The following is a 14,051-nucleotide window of genomic DNA, read 5'->3' on the forward strand; positions in this document are numbered from 1 at the left end:
GGGAAGGCTGGCGGGAGTTCCTCCAGCCAGGGGGAGACATCACACGGGGAGACGGAAGATGGCGCAGAACCAGGGACTCGGGTGGCTCCTGGACGACCTGACCGAGCGCGTGGAACACGTACGGCACGCGCTGGTCCTGTCGAACGACGGCCTGGTGACGGGCGCGAGCACCGGCCTCCGCCGCGAGGACGCGGAGCATCTCGCCGCCGTCGCGTCCGGACTGAACAGCCTGGCCAAGGGTTCGGGACGCCACTTCGGCGCGGGCACGGTGCGCCAGACGATGATCGAGTACGACGACGCCGTGCTCTTCGTCACCGCCGCCGGCAGTGGCAGCTGCCTGTGTGTGTTCAGCGGCGCGGAGGCCGACATCGGCCAGATCGCCTACGAGATGACGCTGCTCGTCAACCGGGTCGGCGAACACCTCGGCGTGGACGCCCGACACCCCGAGCGCTCACCCGCGAAAGACATCTGACCTGCACATTCATCGTTCCCCATGGAGTTATCCACAGGCCCGCCACGAGATTCGCCCAACCGGTTACGGTTTTTTTCACGGCGAGCGCAGACGGCGTGAGCCATCGACTCCACGGGGGAGACGACCATGTCGGGCAACACCGTCGCGGCACCTCGCCAACTGACCTACGCGCCGAGCCGTGCCGCTCGTGAACTCGGGCTCAAGCGCGGCGAGTTCGACCTCGCCGTACACCTCGGACGGATCCGGACCGTACCCGACGAGGGAGGTGGCGGGGGCCGCCGTGTCGACCGTGCCGAGATCGAGCGTCTGCGCGGCCAGGACGGATTCCCGGAATCACTCCGGGAGAGTGTGAGGGCCGTGGGCACCACGCAGGGCGCGGCCCTCATGGAGGTGCCGCCCACCAGGTTCACCCGCCTCGCGCGCCTCGGCCTGGTGGTGCCGGTGAACTTATACCTCAACCGTTACCGAGCCGTCGTCTGGCTCTATCTGGCCGAGGAGCTGCGGCAGTTCGCGGCGGACGAGCGCAACTCCCTCCTGCTGACCGGGCGTACGCCCGAGGCGCTGCGCGACCGGCTGGGGGAGGGCCTGGATCTGCGCGGCCGTACCTGGCGCGGACGTCACCTCGGATTCCTGCTGCGGCAGGCCGGCGATCCATGGGAGCGCGCCGGGGCCGTGGCCGCCTTCCTCGACCCCGTCCACATCGCTGACGTCGTCGAGGACCCCTACGAACGCGCCCATGTGAACCGGTTCCGGCCGGGGCCGCCCGCCCTTGGCGCCCCCGGCTCGCCCTCCGCGGACCTCGCCGAGCGGATCATGACGGCGGACGACCCGGACGAGATCGGCCGGCTCCGCAGCGACCTGGCACGGGCGGTGCGGGAGGCGCGCGCACACCGGCCCGCTCCGCGTCCCGCACCGCGCCATGCCACGCCCGCATCACACCCGGCGCCCGCAGCACACCGGGCCCCACCCGCGCCCCAGCAGGAGCCGTCACGCGGACTGCTGGGCCGGCTGCTCCGCAGAAGTCCCCGGCCCGCAGGACACTGAGCAGCGACTACAACGCCCTGAACAGCCCCTCCTGGACGACCGACACGAGCAGACGCCCCCGCAGGTCGTAGATCCGCCCGCGGGCCAGACCACGGCCGCCCGTCGCGATCGGGGACTCCTGGTCGTACAGGAACCACTCGTCCGCGCGGAACGGCCGGTGGAACCACATCGCGTGGTCGAGCGATGCCATGTCGAAGTTCCGCGGACCCCACAGCGGTTCGACCGGAATGCGGACCGCGTCCAGCAGGGTCATGTCGCTGGCGTAGGTGAGCGCGCAGGTGTGCACCAGCGGATCGTCGCCCAGTGGACCGACCGCGCGCATCCACACCGCGCTGCGCGGCTCGGCGTCCTTGACCTCCTCGGCGTTCCAGCGGAGCCGTTCGGCGTAACGGATGTCGAAGGGCTGGCGGCGCGCCATCCGCTCCAGTTGCTCGGGCAGTGCGCCCAGGTGCTTGCGGATCTCCTCCGTGACCGTCGGCAGTGATTCCGGGTCCGGCACCTCGCGGGCCGGCGGCAGCTGGTGCTCGAAAGGTCCTTCCTCAGGCTTGTGAAAGGAGGCGGTGAGATTGAAGATCGTGCGGCCCTGCTGCACGGCGGTGACCCGGCGGGTCGTGAACGACCGCCCGTCCCGGACCCGTTCCACCTGGTACACGATCGGCACGCCCGGGCGGCCCGGGCGCAGGAAGTACGCGTGCAGCGAGTGCACCGGGCGGTCGCTCTCCGTGGTGCGCCCGGCGGCGACCAGTGCCTGGCCCGCCACCTGGCCGCCGAAGACCCGCTGGAGGGATTCCTGCGGGCTCAGGCCACGGAATATGTTGACCTCGATCTGCTCCAGGTCGAGCAGGTCGACGAGCCTCTCGGCCGGATTCGTCATGGGTGGGATGCTCCTGTGCTCACAGCTGGCCGACGTCGGTGACGCGGACGACCGCACGGCCCTCCGCGTCGGAGGCCGCGAGGTCGACCTCCGCGCTGATGCCCCAGTCGTGGTCGCCCTTGGGGTCGTCGAAGATCTGGCGGACGCGCCAGAGTCCGTTCTGCGGCTCCTCCTGGATCACCAGCAGCTTGGGACCGCGGGCGTCGGGACCGGTGCCGAGGTCGTCGTACTCGTCCCAGTACGTGTCCATCGCCTCGCCCCAGGCCTGCGCGTCCCAGCCGGACTCGGCGTCCAGCTCGCCCAGTTCGTCGACCTGGTCGAGGGCGGCGAGCTCCACGCGGCGGAACATCGCGTTGCGGACCAGCACCCGGAAGGCACGCGCGTTGGTGGTGACCGGCTTGACCTCGTCGGCCTTCTCCTGGGCCTCCTCGGCGGTCATCTCCTCCGGGTTGGCCAGCTGCTCCCACTCGTCCAGCAGGCTGGAGTCGACCTGGCGCACCATCTCGCCGAGCCATTCGATCAGGTCCTGCAGATCCTCCGACTTGAGGTCGTCCGGAATGGTGTGGTCCAGGGTCTTGTAGGCGCTGGCGAGGTAGCGCAGCACGATGCCCTCGGTGCGGGCCAGCTCGTAGAAGGAAACCAACTCCGTGAAGGACAGCGCCCGTTCGTACATGTCGCGGACGACGGACTTCGGCGACAGCGGATGGTCGCCGACCCAGGGGTGGCTCTTGCGGTAGGTGTTGTACGCATGGAAGAGGAGCTCTTCCAGTGGCTTCGGGTAGGTGATGTCCTGGAGACGCTCCATGCGCTCCTCGTACTCGACGCCGTCCGCCTTCATCGCGGCCACGGCCTCACCGCGCGCCTTGTTCTGCTGGGCGACGAGGATCTGCCGCGGGTCGTCCAGGGTGGACTCCACGACCGACAGCATGTCCAGGGCGTAGGACGGCGACTCCGGGTCCAGCAGTTCGAACGCGGCGAGCGCGAACGTGGACAGCGGCTGGTTGAGCGCGAAGTCCTGCTGGAGGTCGACCGTGAGGCGGACGATGCGGCCCGTTGGGTCCGGCTGGTCCAGCTTCTCGACGATGCCGCCGTCCAGCAGCGAGCGGTAGATGGCGATCGCGCGCCGGATGTGCCTGAGCTGCTGCTTGCGCGGCTCGTGGTTGTCCTCCAGCAGGTGGCGCATCGCCTCGAAAGCGTTGCCGGGCCGGGCGATCACCGACAACAGCATCGTGTGCGTCACCCGGAACCGGGACGTCAGCGGCTCCGGCTCGGAGGTGATCAGCTTCTCGAAGGTGTTCTCCGTCCAGCCGACGAAGCCCTCGGGCGCCTTCTTGCGGACCACCTTGCGGCGCTTCTTCGGGTCGTCGCCCGCCTTGGCGAGGGCCTTCTCGTTCTCGATGACGTGCTCGGGCGCCTGCGCGACCACGAGACCGGCCGTGTCGAAGCCGGCCCGGCCGGCCCGGCCCGCGATCTGGTGGAACTCACGGGCACGCAGGGTGCGCACGCGGCTGCCGTCGTACTTGGTCAGAGCCGTGAACAGCACCGTGCGGATGGGCACGTTGACACCGACGCCGAGGGTGTCCGTGCCGCAGATGACCTTCAGCAGACCGGCCTGCGCCAGCTTCTCCACCAGGCGCCGGTACTTGGGCAGCATGCCGGCGTGATGGACGCCGATGCCGTGCCGCACGTACCGGGAGAGGTTGCGGCCGAACTTGGTGGTGAAGCGGAAGTTGCCGATCAGCTCGGCGATCCGGTCCTTCTCCTCGCGCGAGCACATGTTGATGCTCATCAGCGCCTGCGCCCGCTCCACGGCCTGCGCCTGGGTGAAGTGCACGATGTAGACGGGCGCCTGCTTCGTCTCCAGCAGGTCGGTGAGCGTCTCCGTGAGCGGGGTGAGCCTGTACTCGTAGGAGAGGGGGACCGGGCGGGTCGCCGAGCGGACCACCGAGGTGGGACGGCCGGTGCGGCGGGTGAGGTCCTTCTCGAAGAACGAGACGTCACCGAGCGTGGCCGACATCAGGACGAACTGGGCCTGGGGCAGTTCGAGCAGCGGGATCTGCCAAGCCCAGCCGCGGTCACCCTCCGCATAGAAGTGGAACTCGTCCATGACGACCTGGCCGACGTCCGCGGCCTTGCCGTCGCGCAGCGCGATGGACGCGAGCACCTCGGCGGTGCAGCAGATGACGGGCGCGTCGGCGTTCACCGAGGCGTCGCCGGTGAGCATGCCGACGTTCTCGGTGCCGAAGAGCTTGCACAGCTCGAAGAACTTCTCCGACACCAGCGCCTTGATCGGGGCCGTGTAGAAGGTGACCTCGTCCCGGGCCAGCGCGGCGAAGTGCGCGCCCGCGGCGATCATGGACTTGCCCGAGCCGGTGGGTGTCGACACGATCACGTTCGCACCCGAGACCACCTCGATCAGCGCCTCCTCCTGGTGGGGGTAGAGCGTGAGACCGCGCTCCTGGGCCCACGACTCGAAGGCTTCGTAGAGTGCGTCGGGGTCGGCGGTCGGCGGCAGCTGATCGATGAGGGTCACGCACCCATCTTGCCTGGCCTCCCCGCCGATGGGGGAATCGGCTGCGGGCCCGAAGATCACGGCAGCTACGCTGTGTCGCCGACGGAGCGTCAACGCACCCGGTCAACTGGACAGCGGCATATGAGGAATGGGGCGGGCAACGGCCATGATGGGACCAGCACACTCACTGTCGGGGGCCGCCGCCTGGCTCGGCGTCGGAGCGGCCGCCGCCGCGGCCGGGCACCCGATGCCCTGGCCGGTGCTTCTGGTCGGCGCGCTGATCTGCGCCGGCGCCGCGCTCGCCCCCGACCTCGACCACAAGGCGGCCACCATCTCGCGCGCCTTCGGACCGCTGTCGCGCTGGATCTGCGAGATCGTGGACAAGCTGTCGTACGCCGTCTACAAGGCGACCAGGAAGCAGGGCGACCCGCGGCGCTCCGGCGGGCACCGCACGCTGACGCACACCTGGCTGTGGGCGGTCCTGATCGGCGCGGGGTGCTCCGCCGCGGCGATCACCGGGGGCCGCTGGGCGGTGCTGGCGATCCTGTTCGCACACATGGTGCTGGCGATCGAGGGCCTGCTGTGGCGGGCGGCCCGGGGGTCAAGCAGCGACGTCCTGGTCTGGCTGCTGGCCGCGACCAGCGCATGGATCCTCGCCGGCATCCTGGACAAGCCGGGCAACGGCTCCCACTGGCTGTTCACCGCGCCCGGGCAGGAGTACCTGTGGCTGGGGCTGCCCGTCGTGCTGGGGGCGCTGGTGCACGACATCGGGGACGCGCTGACCGTCTCGGGCTGCCCGATCCTGTGGCCGATCCCCGTGGGCCGCAAGCGCTGGTACCCGCTGGGTCCGCCGAAGGCGATGCGGTTCCGGGCGGGCAGCTGGGTCGAGCTGAAGGTTCTCATGCCGACGTTCATGCTGCTCGGCGGAGTGGGCTGCGCGGCCGCGCTCAACGTCATCTGACGGACGGGCCGGGCTCAGGCCGTCTCGTCGCCCCCGCCGGAGGCGGACTCCCCGGAGTCCGCCCCACCGTACCGGCGCTCGAACCGGGCGATGCGGCCCTCCGTGTCGACCGTGCGCGCCTTGCCCGTGTAGAAGGGGTGGCTCTCCGAGGAGATCTCCACATCGACGACCGGGTACGTCTCCCCGTCGTCCCACTCGATGGTCTGCTCGCTGGTCGCGGTGGACCGGGTCAGGAAGGCGTATCCGGCGGCGCGGTCCCGGAAGACGACCGGGTGGTAGCCGGGGTGCTTGTCCTGCTGCATGGCGGCTCCTCGTACGGGGCGGTCGGCGGGCGGGCGGCGTCGGGGTCAGCCGTACAGGGAGTCCTCGTCCACGATGTGCACCGCGGCCTCCTCGGCGGAGGCGGCCGCGCCGTCGATGCCGACGTCGGTGGCGACGAGAGCGGCTTCCTCGTCCTCGTGCGCCCCTTCGTCGGGGGCCACGAGGCGGCCGGAGCGCAGGGCACCGACCTCCTTGTCCAGGGGTTCGCCGTCGGTGTCCTGGCTGTCGCCGATGCCGTCGCCGTCGGGGGCGACGAGGTCGGGCAGCTCCTCGGCGAGGCGCTCGTCCAGGGTCTCGCCCTGCCGGCGCTCGGCCGCCGTCACGCCCGCGTGCTCCACCGCCCACGGCCGCTCGGGAGGGGACCAGCCGCGGTCGAGGGGATCGTCGACACCGTCGTCGACGAGCGTGTCCTCCGCGTCGAGCAGTCCCGCGTCGTCCTGGATCTCGGACGCATCGGGCTGGTAGACGTCATCTCCCCATCCGTCGGCGCTGTCCACGGCTACCTCCAGGTGCTGGGCACGGCCCGTTCTCACCGCGGTCGGCGGCGGTCCGCCGGGATGCGGGGCACAGGTGTCACCCGGCGCGAACCGGACGGTAACCGGGCGGTTCCCGGGCGCTCCCCGAGCCGGTGCCAGTTTCCAGCCTTCCACCCCGGTTCGTCACCGCGCAACGGCACGGGCCCTGGTCCGAGAGTGCACGCTCCCGTACCTGTCCGGCATCACCTGCCGCACAGCCCTGCGCCGGGGTCGCGCACCCCTGTCCGGCTGCGGCGCCGTTCCCTCCGGGGCCTGCCGCGGGGAGCGCGCATCCCGGCCCCGGCCCGGGGCCGCCCGCCCGGCGTCCGGATGCCGGGAGCGGGCGTCCCCGCCCCGGTCAGGCGTGGCCCGGCCGCCGGTCAGGCAGCCGGGGACTGTGCCCGGGACCGGCGCCGGCCGCCCCGAGTCGGGCTGCCGGGAGGACGCATGCCCCCTTCGGCCCCGCCCCTGGTCGCCCGGCCTCCCGCGGGGTCACCCGTGCCAGGACCGCCACAGCGCCGCGTACGCGCCGCCCGCCGCGACCAGCTGGTCGTGGCTGCCCAGCTCGCTGATGCGGCCGTTCTCCACGACGGCGATGACGTCGGCGTCGTGGGCGGTGTGCAGGCGGTGGGCGATGGCGACCACGGTGCGGCCGTCCAGCACGCGGGCCAGGGAGCGCTCGAGGTGACGTGCCGCGCGCGGGTCGAGGAGCGAGGTCGCCTCGTCCAGGACCAGCGTGTGCGGGTCGGCCAGCACCAGCCGGGCCAGCGCGATCTGCTGGGCCTGCGCCGGGGTGAGCGTCAGCCCGCCCGAGCCGACCTCGGAGTCCAGGCCGTCGTCCAGCGCCCGCGCCCACCCGTCGGCGTCGACCGCGCCCAGCGCCGCCCACAGCTCGGCGTCGGTGGCACCGGTGCTGGCCAGCAGGAGGTTGTCGCGCAGGGAGCCCACGAACACGTGGTGCTCCTGGTTGACCAGGGCGACGTGCGAGCGGACCCGCTCGGCGGGCATCCGGGAGAGTTCGGCACCGCCCAGGGTGATCCGGCCGTCCCGGGGAGCGTAGATGCCGGCCAGCAGCCGGCCGAGCGTCGACTTGCCCGCCCCCGAGGGTCCGACCAGGGCCAGCCGGGTGCCGGGCGCGACCTCCAGGGACACCTTGCGCAGGACGTCGACGCCCTCGCGGTAGCCGAAGCGCACCCGCTCCGCGCGCACGTCACGTCCGTCCGGGGCCAGCGCGGCGTCCCCGGCGTCCGGCTCGATGTCGCGCACGCCGACCAGGCGGGCCAGCGACACCTGGGCGACCTGCACCTCGTCGTACCAGCGCAGGATCAGGTTGACCGGGTCGACGAGCATCTGAGCGATGAGCGCGCCCGTGGTGAGCTGGCCCACCCCGATCCAGCCGCGCAGCACGAAGACCCCGCCGACCATGAGGACCGAACCGAGGACCGTCACATGGGTGGCGTTGATGACGGGGAAGAGCACGGACCGCAGCCAGAGCGTGTAGCGCTCCCAGGCCGTCCATTCCTTGATCCGGCGCTCCGACAGGGCGATGCGCCGGCCGCTGAGGCGGTGGGCCTCGACGGTGCGGCCGGCGTCCACGGTCTCGGCGAGCGCGGCGGCCACGGCGGCGTATCCGGCGGCCTCCGAGCGGTAGCCGGACGGCGCCCGCCTGAAGTACCAGCGGCAGCCCGCCACCAGCAGCGGCACCGCGAGCAGCACGGCGGCCGCCAGCGGCGGCGCGGTGACCACGAGCCCGCCGAGCAGCAGCGCGACCCACACGACACCGATCGCCAGCTGCGGCACGGCCTCGCGCATGGCGTTGGCGAGCCGGTCGATGTCCGTGGTGATGCGGGACAGCAGGTCGCCGGTCCCGGCCCGCTCCAGCACCCCCGGCGGCAGCCCGACCGACCGCACGAGGAAGTCCTCGCGCAGGTCGGCCAGCATCCGCTCACCGAGCATCGCCCCGCGCAGCCGTACTTCGCGGACGAACACGGCCTGTACGACGAGCGCGAGCACGAACAGCCCTGCGGTCGGGCCCAGATGCAGTTCCCGCGCCCCGTCGGAGACCCGCTCCACCAGTCCGCCCAGCAGATAGGGACTCGCCATGGAGGCCACCACGGCGACCGTGTTGACGGCGATCAGGATGAGGAAGGACCGGCGGTGGCGACGGAACAGTTCGGCCACGTAGGCGCGTACGGTCGCTGCGGCGCCGACGGGCAGGGTGGTGGCCGTGGTCGGGGCCGCCGGGTCGTAGGCCGGTGGCGCGACGCCGATCATGCGCTCTCCTCGATCTCTTCCAGTGCGCCCCGGAGGGCGGCAGCCTCGTCGTCGGCTTCCAGTGCGTCCCGCAGGACGTCCTTGCCGTGCTCCGCCGGCGCGTCCGGGAGCGGACCTTCGCCGTGCTCCGCCGGCGTGCCGCGAAGGGCGGCCCCGTCGTCGGTCTCCCGGGTCACGACCGCCCGGTACCGGGGCTCGCTGTGCACCAGTTCCCGGTGCACGCCGACCGCCAGGACCTCGCCGTCGTGCACGAGGACGACCCGGTCCGCGCGGTCCAGGAGCAGCGGGGACGAGGTGAACACCACCGTCGTGCGGCCGGCCCGCAGCTGCCGTACCCCTTCCGCGATCCGCGCCTCGGTGTGGGAGTCGACGGCGGAGGTCGGCTCGTCCAGGACCAGTACCTCGGGGTCGGTGATCAGGGACCGGGCCAGCGCGAGCCGCTGGCGCTGGCCGCCGGACAGGGAGCGTCCGCGCTCGGTGATGCGGGCGTCCATCGGGCCGGCGGCGTCCAACGACCCCTGGGCGAGCGCCTCCAGGACGTCTCCGCACTGGGCGGCCGCCAGAGCGTCCTCCGCCGGGAGGGCGCCGGACGCGGGCACGTCGAGCAGTTCGCGCAGCGAACCGGACAGCAGCACCGGGTCCTTGTCCTGCACGAGGACAGCCGTGCGGGCGCCGTCGAGGGGCAGTTCGTCCAGCGGAACCCCGCCGAGCAGCACCGACGGGCCCGGCTCGGCGGGGTGTCCGCCGAGCCGTTCCGCGAGCCGCCCGGCCGCGTCCGGGTCGCCGCAGACCACGGCGGTCAACCGGCCGGCGGGCGCGAGCAGTCCGGTGGCAGGGTCGTACAGGTCGCCGCCCGGCGCCTCGGCGCGCGACCCCCCGGCGTCCGTGGTGCGTTCCAGGGACAGCACGCGGGCGGCCCGTTTGGCCGACGGGCGGGAGAAGGAGTAGGCCATCGCGATCTCTTCGAAGTGGCGCAGCGGATAGGCGAGGATCATGACCGAGCTGTAGGCGGTGACCAGTTCGCCGACGCTGATCCGGCCCTGGCGGGCGAGGTGGACGCCGTGCCAGACGACCGCGATCAGCAGCAGCCCGGGCAGCAGCACCTGGATCGCGGCGATCAGCGACCACATGCGGGCGCTGCGCACGGCTGCGCGCCGTACCTCCTGGGAGGCGCTGCGGTAGCGGTCGAGGAACAGTTCCTCGCCGCCGATGCCGCGCAGCACGCGCAGGCCGGCGACGGTGTCCGAGGCGAGTTCGGTGGCCCGGCCCGCCTTCTCGCGCTGGACGTCGGCGCGCCGGGTCGCCCGGGGCAGCAGGGGCAGCACGGCGAGCGCCACCACGGGCAGGCCCACCGCGACGACCACGCCGAGCGCCGGCTGATAGACGAGGAGGCCGACACAGACCACGACCACGGTCACCGCTGCCGCGGTGAAGCGCGAGACCGCCTCGACGAACCAGCCGATCTTCTCCACGTCCCCCGTCGAGACGGCCACCACCTCACCGGCCGCGACCCGCCGGGTCAGCGCCGAGCCCAGTTGCGCGGCCTTGCGGGCCAGCAGTTGCTGGACGCGGGCGGCCGCCGTGATCCAGTTGGTGACGGCGGCCCGGTGCAGGAAGGTGTCGCCGACGGCGATGCCCGCCCCGCACAGCGCCATCAGCGCGCCCGTCAGGGCGAGGCGCCTGCCGGAGCGGTCGACGACGGCCTGCACGGCGAGTCCTACGCAAAACGGCAGCGCGGAGACGGAGACGAAGTGCAGCAGGCCCCAGGCCAGCGACTTGACCTGCCCGCCCAGCTGGTTCCGCCCCAGCCACCACAGGAATCGGGGGCCCGAACGGGCGTCCGGCACACCCGGGTCGGGATACGGAAGGTCTTGGATCTGCATGACGATTGAGGTCCCAGTGGCTCGTGTCAGGGAGGGAGAGGCGGCAACAAACCGTGAAAGGTTCGCGTCGCAGCGTGGTCAAAAGCAAACGGTTTTCCAGGCGGGCGCACGGAACCGGCTGTCCCGCGGCGAGTCTGCACCGGATCCGTTGTCCACCGATCCGGGGGTGATGTCCGGAACCTTCCGCGATCCGCTGGTACGTGGTGCCACCCTGGTCCGGTGCGGATGAACGGCGTGTGGCGGGTGACGGTCGTGGTGGCGGCCCTCGGATCCTTGCTGACGACCCTGACCGCGTGCGGCTCCGCGGGAGGTGACGGCGCGCGCACCGTGGACGAGCGGGGAGCCTCCGGCCGGTCCGGAGCCGGCCGCCCCGCCACCGTCGACCCGACCCGCGTACCGGGCGTCGGCGACCGGCTGCACGGGCGGATTCCCGCCGACTCCGGGCAGGTGGTGGCCGTCTACGGACGCGGCGAGGACTCGGCCGCCGCCACGCTCGTGCTGTACACCCGGCGCGGCACCGCCTGGGAGCGGACGCGCAGCTGGCCGGCGCACAACGGCAGGAAGGGGTGGACCACCGGCCACCACATGGGTGACGAGCGCAGCCCCGTCGGCGTCTACACGCTGTCCGACGCGGGCGGCGTGCTCGACGACCCCGGTGCCGAACTGCCGTACACGCAGGACGCGTCGTTCGCGGCTCCGCGCGAATGGCCCGCGTCGCACTGGCACGACTTCGACTACGTCATCGCCATCGACTACAACCGTGTCAAGGGCACCCCGCCGGACGACCCGACCCGTCCGGAGGGCGTGGAGAAGGGCGGCGGTATCTGGCTGCACATGGACCACGGCAGCGGTACGTCGGCCTGCGTCAGCGTCTCGCAGGAGGCCATGGAGTACCTGCTGCGCACGCTCGACCCGGGCCGGCATCCCGTCATCGTCATGGGGGACAGGGCTCATCTGAGAGCCTGATCCGCCGAGGCGTCATTGCGGCAACGCCCAACTCCCCGTAGAACACCGGCCATGAGAAGCCGGATAGTCATGTCCATGCTTGCCGGGGTCTCGCTCCTGGCGAGCACCCTCCTGGGAGCTGCTCCCGCTCGGTCGGCCGGCGTCCCCGCAGAGTTCGGCACCGACTGGCACGACCCCGTGACCGCCGCCCCGCCCGTCGCCAGGCCGCACTCCACGTCCTGCCGGGTCACTCTGGCCGAGGCGCAGTTCCGGGACTTCACGCCGTACCAGGGCGCCTACACGCCCCCGCAGGGGTGCGGCGACCGCTGGAGCAAGGTCGTGCTGCGTCTCGACGGCAAGGTGAAGGGCCGCCAGTACGACCGGCTCGGCTATCTGCACGTCGGCGGCGTCGAGGTCCTGCGTACGTCGACGCCGGAGCCGTCGCCCGACGGCATCGAGTGGTCGTTGGAGAAGGACGTCACCCGCTACAGCGCCACCTTCCGCAGCCCGCAGGGCGTCGAGATGCTCATCGGGAACGTCGTCGACGACACGTACACGGGCGTCATCGACGTCAGGGCAACGCTGACCTTCTACGCGGGCCGCCCCGCCGCCACCGCTCCGGACCGCGTCCTCACCCTCACCGACACGTCCGCCGGTACCACCCTCACCACTCCGCGCAACAGTGAACGCGTCGTCGCCGAGGTGTACGCCACCGGATCCGGCGGCGGCTGCGAGGAGTTCTGGTACCTGGCCGCCCCGGACCCGGCGCCGTACTCCTGCAAGGCCGCCGGCGGCCCCTACCGCGAGGTGCAGGTCAAGGTCGACGGCCGACTCGCGGGAATCGCCGCCCCCTTCCCGAACGTGTGGACCGGCGGATGGTCCAATCCCTTCCTCTGGTACGTCATTCCGGCCCCGCGCGCCTTCGACGCGCGCCCGGTCGAGTACGACCTGACGCCCTTCGCCGGAATCCTCAACGACGGCCGCCCGCACCGCGTCGAGGTGTCCGTGCTCGGCGTTCCCGAGGGGCAGACGGGCTGGAGCACTCGGGTGAACGTCCTGGTCTGGCAGGACGCGGGGCGGGCGCACGTCACCGGTGGGCTCACCGTGCACAAGGCGAGTGGCCTCACCAACTCCTCGGTCTACACGCCCGGTTCGGAGCACCGCGTGGACACCCGCGCCGGCCGCCGGCTGACCGTCGCCGGATACGTCGACACCTCGCACGGACGGGTGACGACCACCGTCAGGCGGACGCTCGCCACTACCTCCGTACACCGCTGGACCGACGGCGAGACGACGGACGGACTCGACGCCACCTGGACGGACGACGTGTCGGTCACGGTCGACGGACGGGGGCCCGCCCGGACGACGCACACGCACCGCACGTACACGATGGACGGCACCACCACCATCGGCACCGACGACCGGCTGCGCACGGTGCTGACGCTCGGCGACCGGGCGGCGGCCGTCGGGACAAGGGACGGCAGGCGGACGGCGTGGTCGCGGCTCGACGACACCTACACCGGCGACGCCACGTACACCCTCAACGTCCCGCGCGACCAGCGCCACGCCGTCGGCACGACGAGAGAGCGCTACCGGCTGTACGGCTCGGACGGCTGCTACGACCGTTCGCTGACCACGGTTCAGGGGGTGCTCACCGGGGACGACAGCCGCCGCTGAAGCGGGTGGAAGCGGTTCAGCAGCGCTTGACGGTCTCCCCGTCGATCAGCGTGTCCAGCAGCCCGCCGAGCACCTCGCGTTGCTCCTCGGTGAGCGGCGCGAGGATCTCCTTCGCCGCCGCCCGGCGCGCGCCGCGCAGCTCCCCGAGTGTCTCGCGCCCCTCGTCCGTCAGCTCGATCCGTGTCACCCGCCGGTTCGTCGGATCGGGCACCCGGCGCACCCTGCCGCTCGCCTCCAGCCCGTCGACCAGGGTGGTCACCGCGCGCGGCACCACCTCCAGCCGCTCGGCGAGGTCGGCCATGCGCGGCGGCGAGCCGTAGTGGGCGAGGGTGCGCAGCAGCCGGGACTGGGCCGGAGTGATGCCCAGGTCACGCTGTTCCAGATGGCGCTTCTGGATGCGGTGCACCCGGCGGGTGAGCCGCAGCAGCTGCTCCGCGAGCAGGCCCTCGGAATCGGGGGTGGTCATGCGGGAACAATATCAGGACCTTGTTCATTGTGAGCATAGGTAACAACGAGCTAGGATCCGTCAGTCATCGTCGGCCGGCCTCGGCGCCGGCGCCCGCTCACCTCCGT

Annotated in this window: 12 protein-coding genes; 5 read left to right on the plus strand and 7 right to left on the minus strand. The window is 72.0% G+C overall.

Translation table 11 applies throughout. From position 1 onward, the window contains the following. The first annotated feature begins 58 nt into the window (after positions 1-58). The gene (locus ACIBBH_RS34755; RefSeq protein ID WP_399411635.1) at positions 59-472 is read left to right on the plus strand and encodes a roadblock/LC7 domain-containing protein; all 414 of its coding nucleotides are present in this window, start codon (positions 59-61) and stop codon (positions 470-472) included. Positions 473-598: 126 nt separating this feature from the next. Then, positions 599-1,516, plus strand: coding sequence for a DUF6397 family protein (locus ACIBBH_RS34760; RefSeq protein WP_399411638.1), 918 nt, complete (start codon positions 599-601; stop codon positions 1,514-1,516). Positions 1,517-1,523: 7 nt separating this feature from the next. Here ACIBBH_RS34760 and ACIBBH_RS34765 read toward each other — a convergent pair whose 3' ends face one another. Together ACIBBH_RS34765 and ACIBBH_RS34770 are read right to left on the minus strand one after the other, a co-directional pair. Next, positions 1,524-2,390: an acyl-CoA thioesterase gene (locus tag ACIBBH_RS34765; RefSeq protein WP_399411640.1), complete on the minus strand. Its 867-nt coding sequence runs from the start codon at positions 2,388-2,390 to the stop codon at positions 1,524-1,526. Positions 2,391-2,409: 19 nt separating this feature from the next. Continuing rightward, entirely contained in the window at positions 2,410-4,923 is a 2,514-nt protein-coding gene (locus ACIBBH_RS34770) for a DEAD/DEAH box helicase (RefSeq protein ID WP_399411642.1), read from the minus strand. Positions 4,924-5,068: 145 nt separating this feature from the next. On the opposite strand from ACIBBH_RS34770, the gene ACIBBH_RS34775 reads away from it, so the two are divergent. Further along, entirely contained in the window at positions 5,069-5,863 is a 795-nt protein-coding gene (locus ACIBBH_RS34775) for a metal-dependent hydrolase (RefSeq protein ID WP_399411644.1), read from the plus strand. 14 nt (positions 5,864-5,877) lie between these two features. Here the strand turns inward: ACIBBH_RS34775 and ACIBBH_RS34780 are convergent, their stop codons facing one another. From ACIBBH_RS34780 to ACIBBH_RS34795, 4 genes are all read right to left on the minus strand, one after another. Continuing rightward, a complete protein-coding gene (locus ACIBBH_RS34780; protein WP_399411646.1) occupies positions 5,878-6,165 on the minus strand; it encodes a type B 50S ribosomal protein L31 in 288 nt (95 codons plus the stop codon). Positions 6,166-6,210: 45 nt separating this feature from the next. Further along, positions 6,211-6,681 (minus strand): DUF5709 domain-containing protein, encoded by a 471-nt coding sequence (locus ACIBBH_RS34785; RefSeq protein WP_399411648.1) that lies wholly within the window; start codon positions 6,679-6,681, stop codon positions 6,211-6,213. A gap of 510 nt (positions 6,682-7,191) precedes the next feature. After that, entirely contained in the window at positions 7,192-8,973 is a 1,782-nt protein-coding gene (locus ACIBBH_RS34790; protein WP_399411650.1) for an ABC transporter ATP-binding protein, read from the minus strand. After that, entirely contained in the window at positions 8,970-10,856 is a 1,887-nt protein-coding gene (locus ACIBBH_RS34795; protein ID WP_399411652.1) for an ABC transporter transmembrane domain-containing protein, read from the minus strand. The genes ACIBBH_RS34790 and ACIBBH_RS34795 overlap by 4 nt, the downstream gene beginning before the upstream one ends. A 225-nt stretch (positions 10,857-11,081) precedes the next feature. Here ACIBBH_RS34795 and ACIBBH_RS34800 point away from each other — a divergent pair, with 225 nt between their 5' ends. Both ACIBBH_RS34800 and ACIBBH_RS34805 read left to right on the plus strand, forming a co-directional pair. Continuing rightward, entirely contained in the window at positions 11,082-11,822 is a 741-nt protein-coding gene (locus ACIBBH_RS34800) for a L,D-transpeptidase family protein (RefSeq protein WP_399411689.1), read from the plus strand. A gap of 51 nt (positions 11,823-11,873) precedes the next feature. Continuing rightward, positions 11,874-13,478: a peptide-N4-asparagine amidase gene (locus ACIBBH_RS34805; RefSeq protein WP_399411654.1), complete on the plus strand. Its 1,605-nt coding sequence runs from the start codon at positions 11,874-11,876 to the stop codon at positions 13,476-13,478. Positions 13,479-13,494: 16 nt separating this feature from the next. Here the strand turns inward: ACIBBH_RS34805 and ACIBBH_RS34810 are convergent, their stop codons facing one another. Continuing rightward, entirely contained in the window at positions 13,495-13,944 is a 450-nt protein-coding gene (locus tag ACIBBH_RS34810; protein WP_399411656.1) for a MarR family winged helix-turn-helix transcriptional regulator, read from the minus strand. Between the last annotated feature and the right edge of the window lie 107 nt (positions 13,945-14,051).

The sequence above is a fragment of the Streptomyces sp. NPDC051636 genome, from assembly GCF_044453765.1.
Classification (GTDB): Bacteria; Actinomycetota; Actinomycetes; order Streptomycetales; family Streptomycetaceae; genus Streptomyces.

Bases quoted from the DNA above. Each gene is read 5' to 3' on its own strand.
- ACIBBH_RS34775 (WP_399411644.1), top strand. From the start codon at position 5,069: ATGATGGGACCAGCACACTCACTGTCGGGGGCCGCCGCCTGGCTCGGC.
- ACIBBH_RS34760 (WP_399411638.1), top strand. From the start codon at position 599: ATGTCGGGCAACACCGTCGCGGCACCTCGCCAACTGACCTACGCGCCG.
- ACIBBH_RS34795 (WP_399411652.1), bottom strand. From the start codon at position 10,856: ATGCAGATCCAAGACCTTCCGTATCCCGACCCGGGTGTGCCGGACGCC.
- ACIBBH_RS34810 (WP_399411656.1), bottom strand. From the start codon at position 13,944: ATGACCACCCCCGATTCCGAGGGCCTGCTCGCGGAGCAGCTGCTGCGG.
- ACIBBH_RS34805 (WP_399411654.1), top strand. From the start codon at position 11,874: ATGAGAAGCCGGATAGTCATGTCCATGCTTGCCGGGGTCTCGCTCCTG.
- ACIBBH_RS34790 (WP_399411650.1), bottom strand. From the start codon at position 8,973: ATGATCGGCGTCGCGCCACCGGCCTACGACCCGGCGGCCCCGACCACG.
- ACIBBH_RS34780 (WP_399411646.1), bottom strand. From the start codon at position 6,165: ATGCAGCAGGACAAGCACCCCGGCTACCACCCGGTCGTCTTCCGGGAC.
- ACIBBH_RS34755 (WP_399411635.1), top strand. From the start codon at position 59: ATGGCGCAGAACCAGGGACTCGGGTGGCTCCTGGACGACCTGACCGAG.
- ACIBBH_RS34765 (WP_399411640.1), bottom strand. From the start codon at position 2,390: ATGACGAATCCGGCCGAGAGGCTCGTCGACCTGCTCGACCTGGAGCAG.
- ACIBBH_RS34800 (WP_399411689.1), top strand. From the start codon at position 11,082: ATGAACGGCGTGTGGCGGGTGACGGTCGTGGTGGCGGCCCTCGGATCC.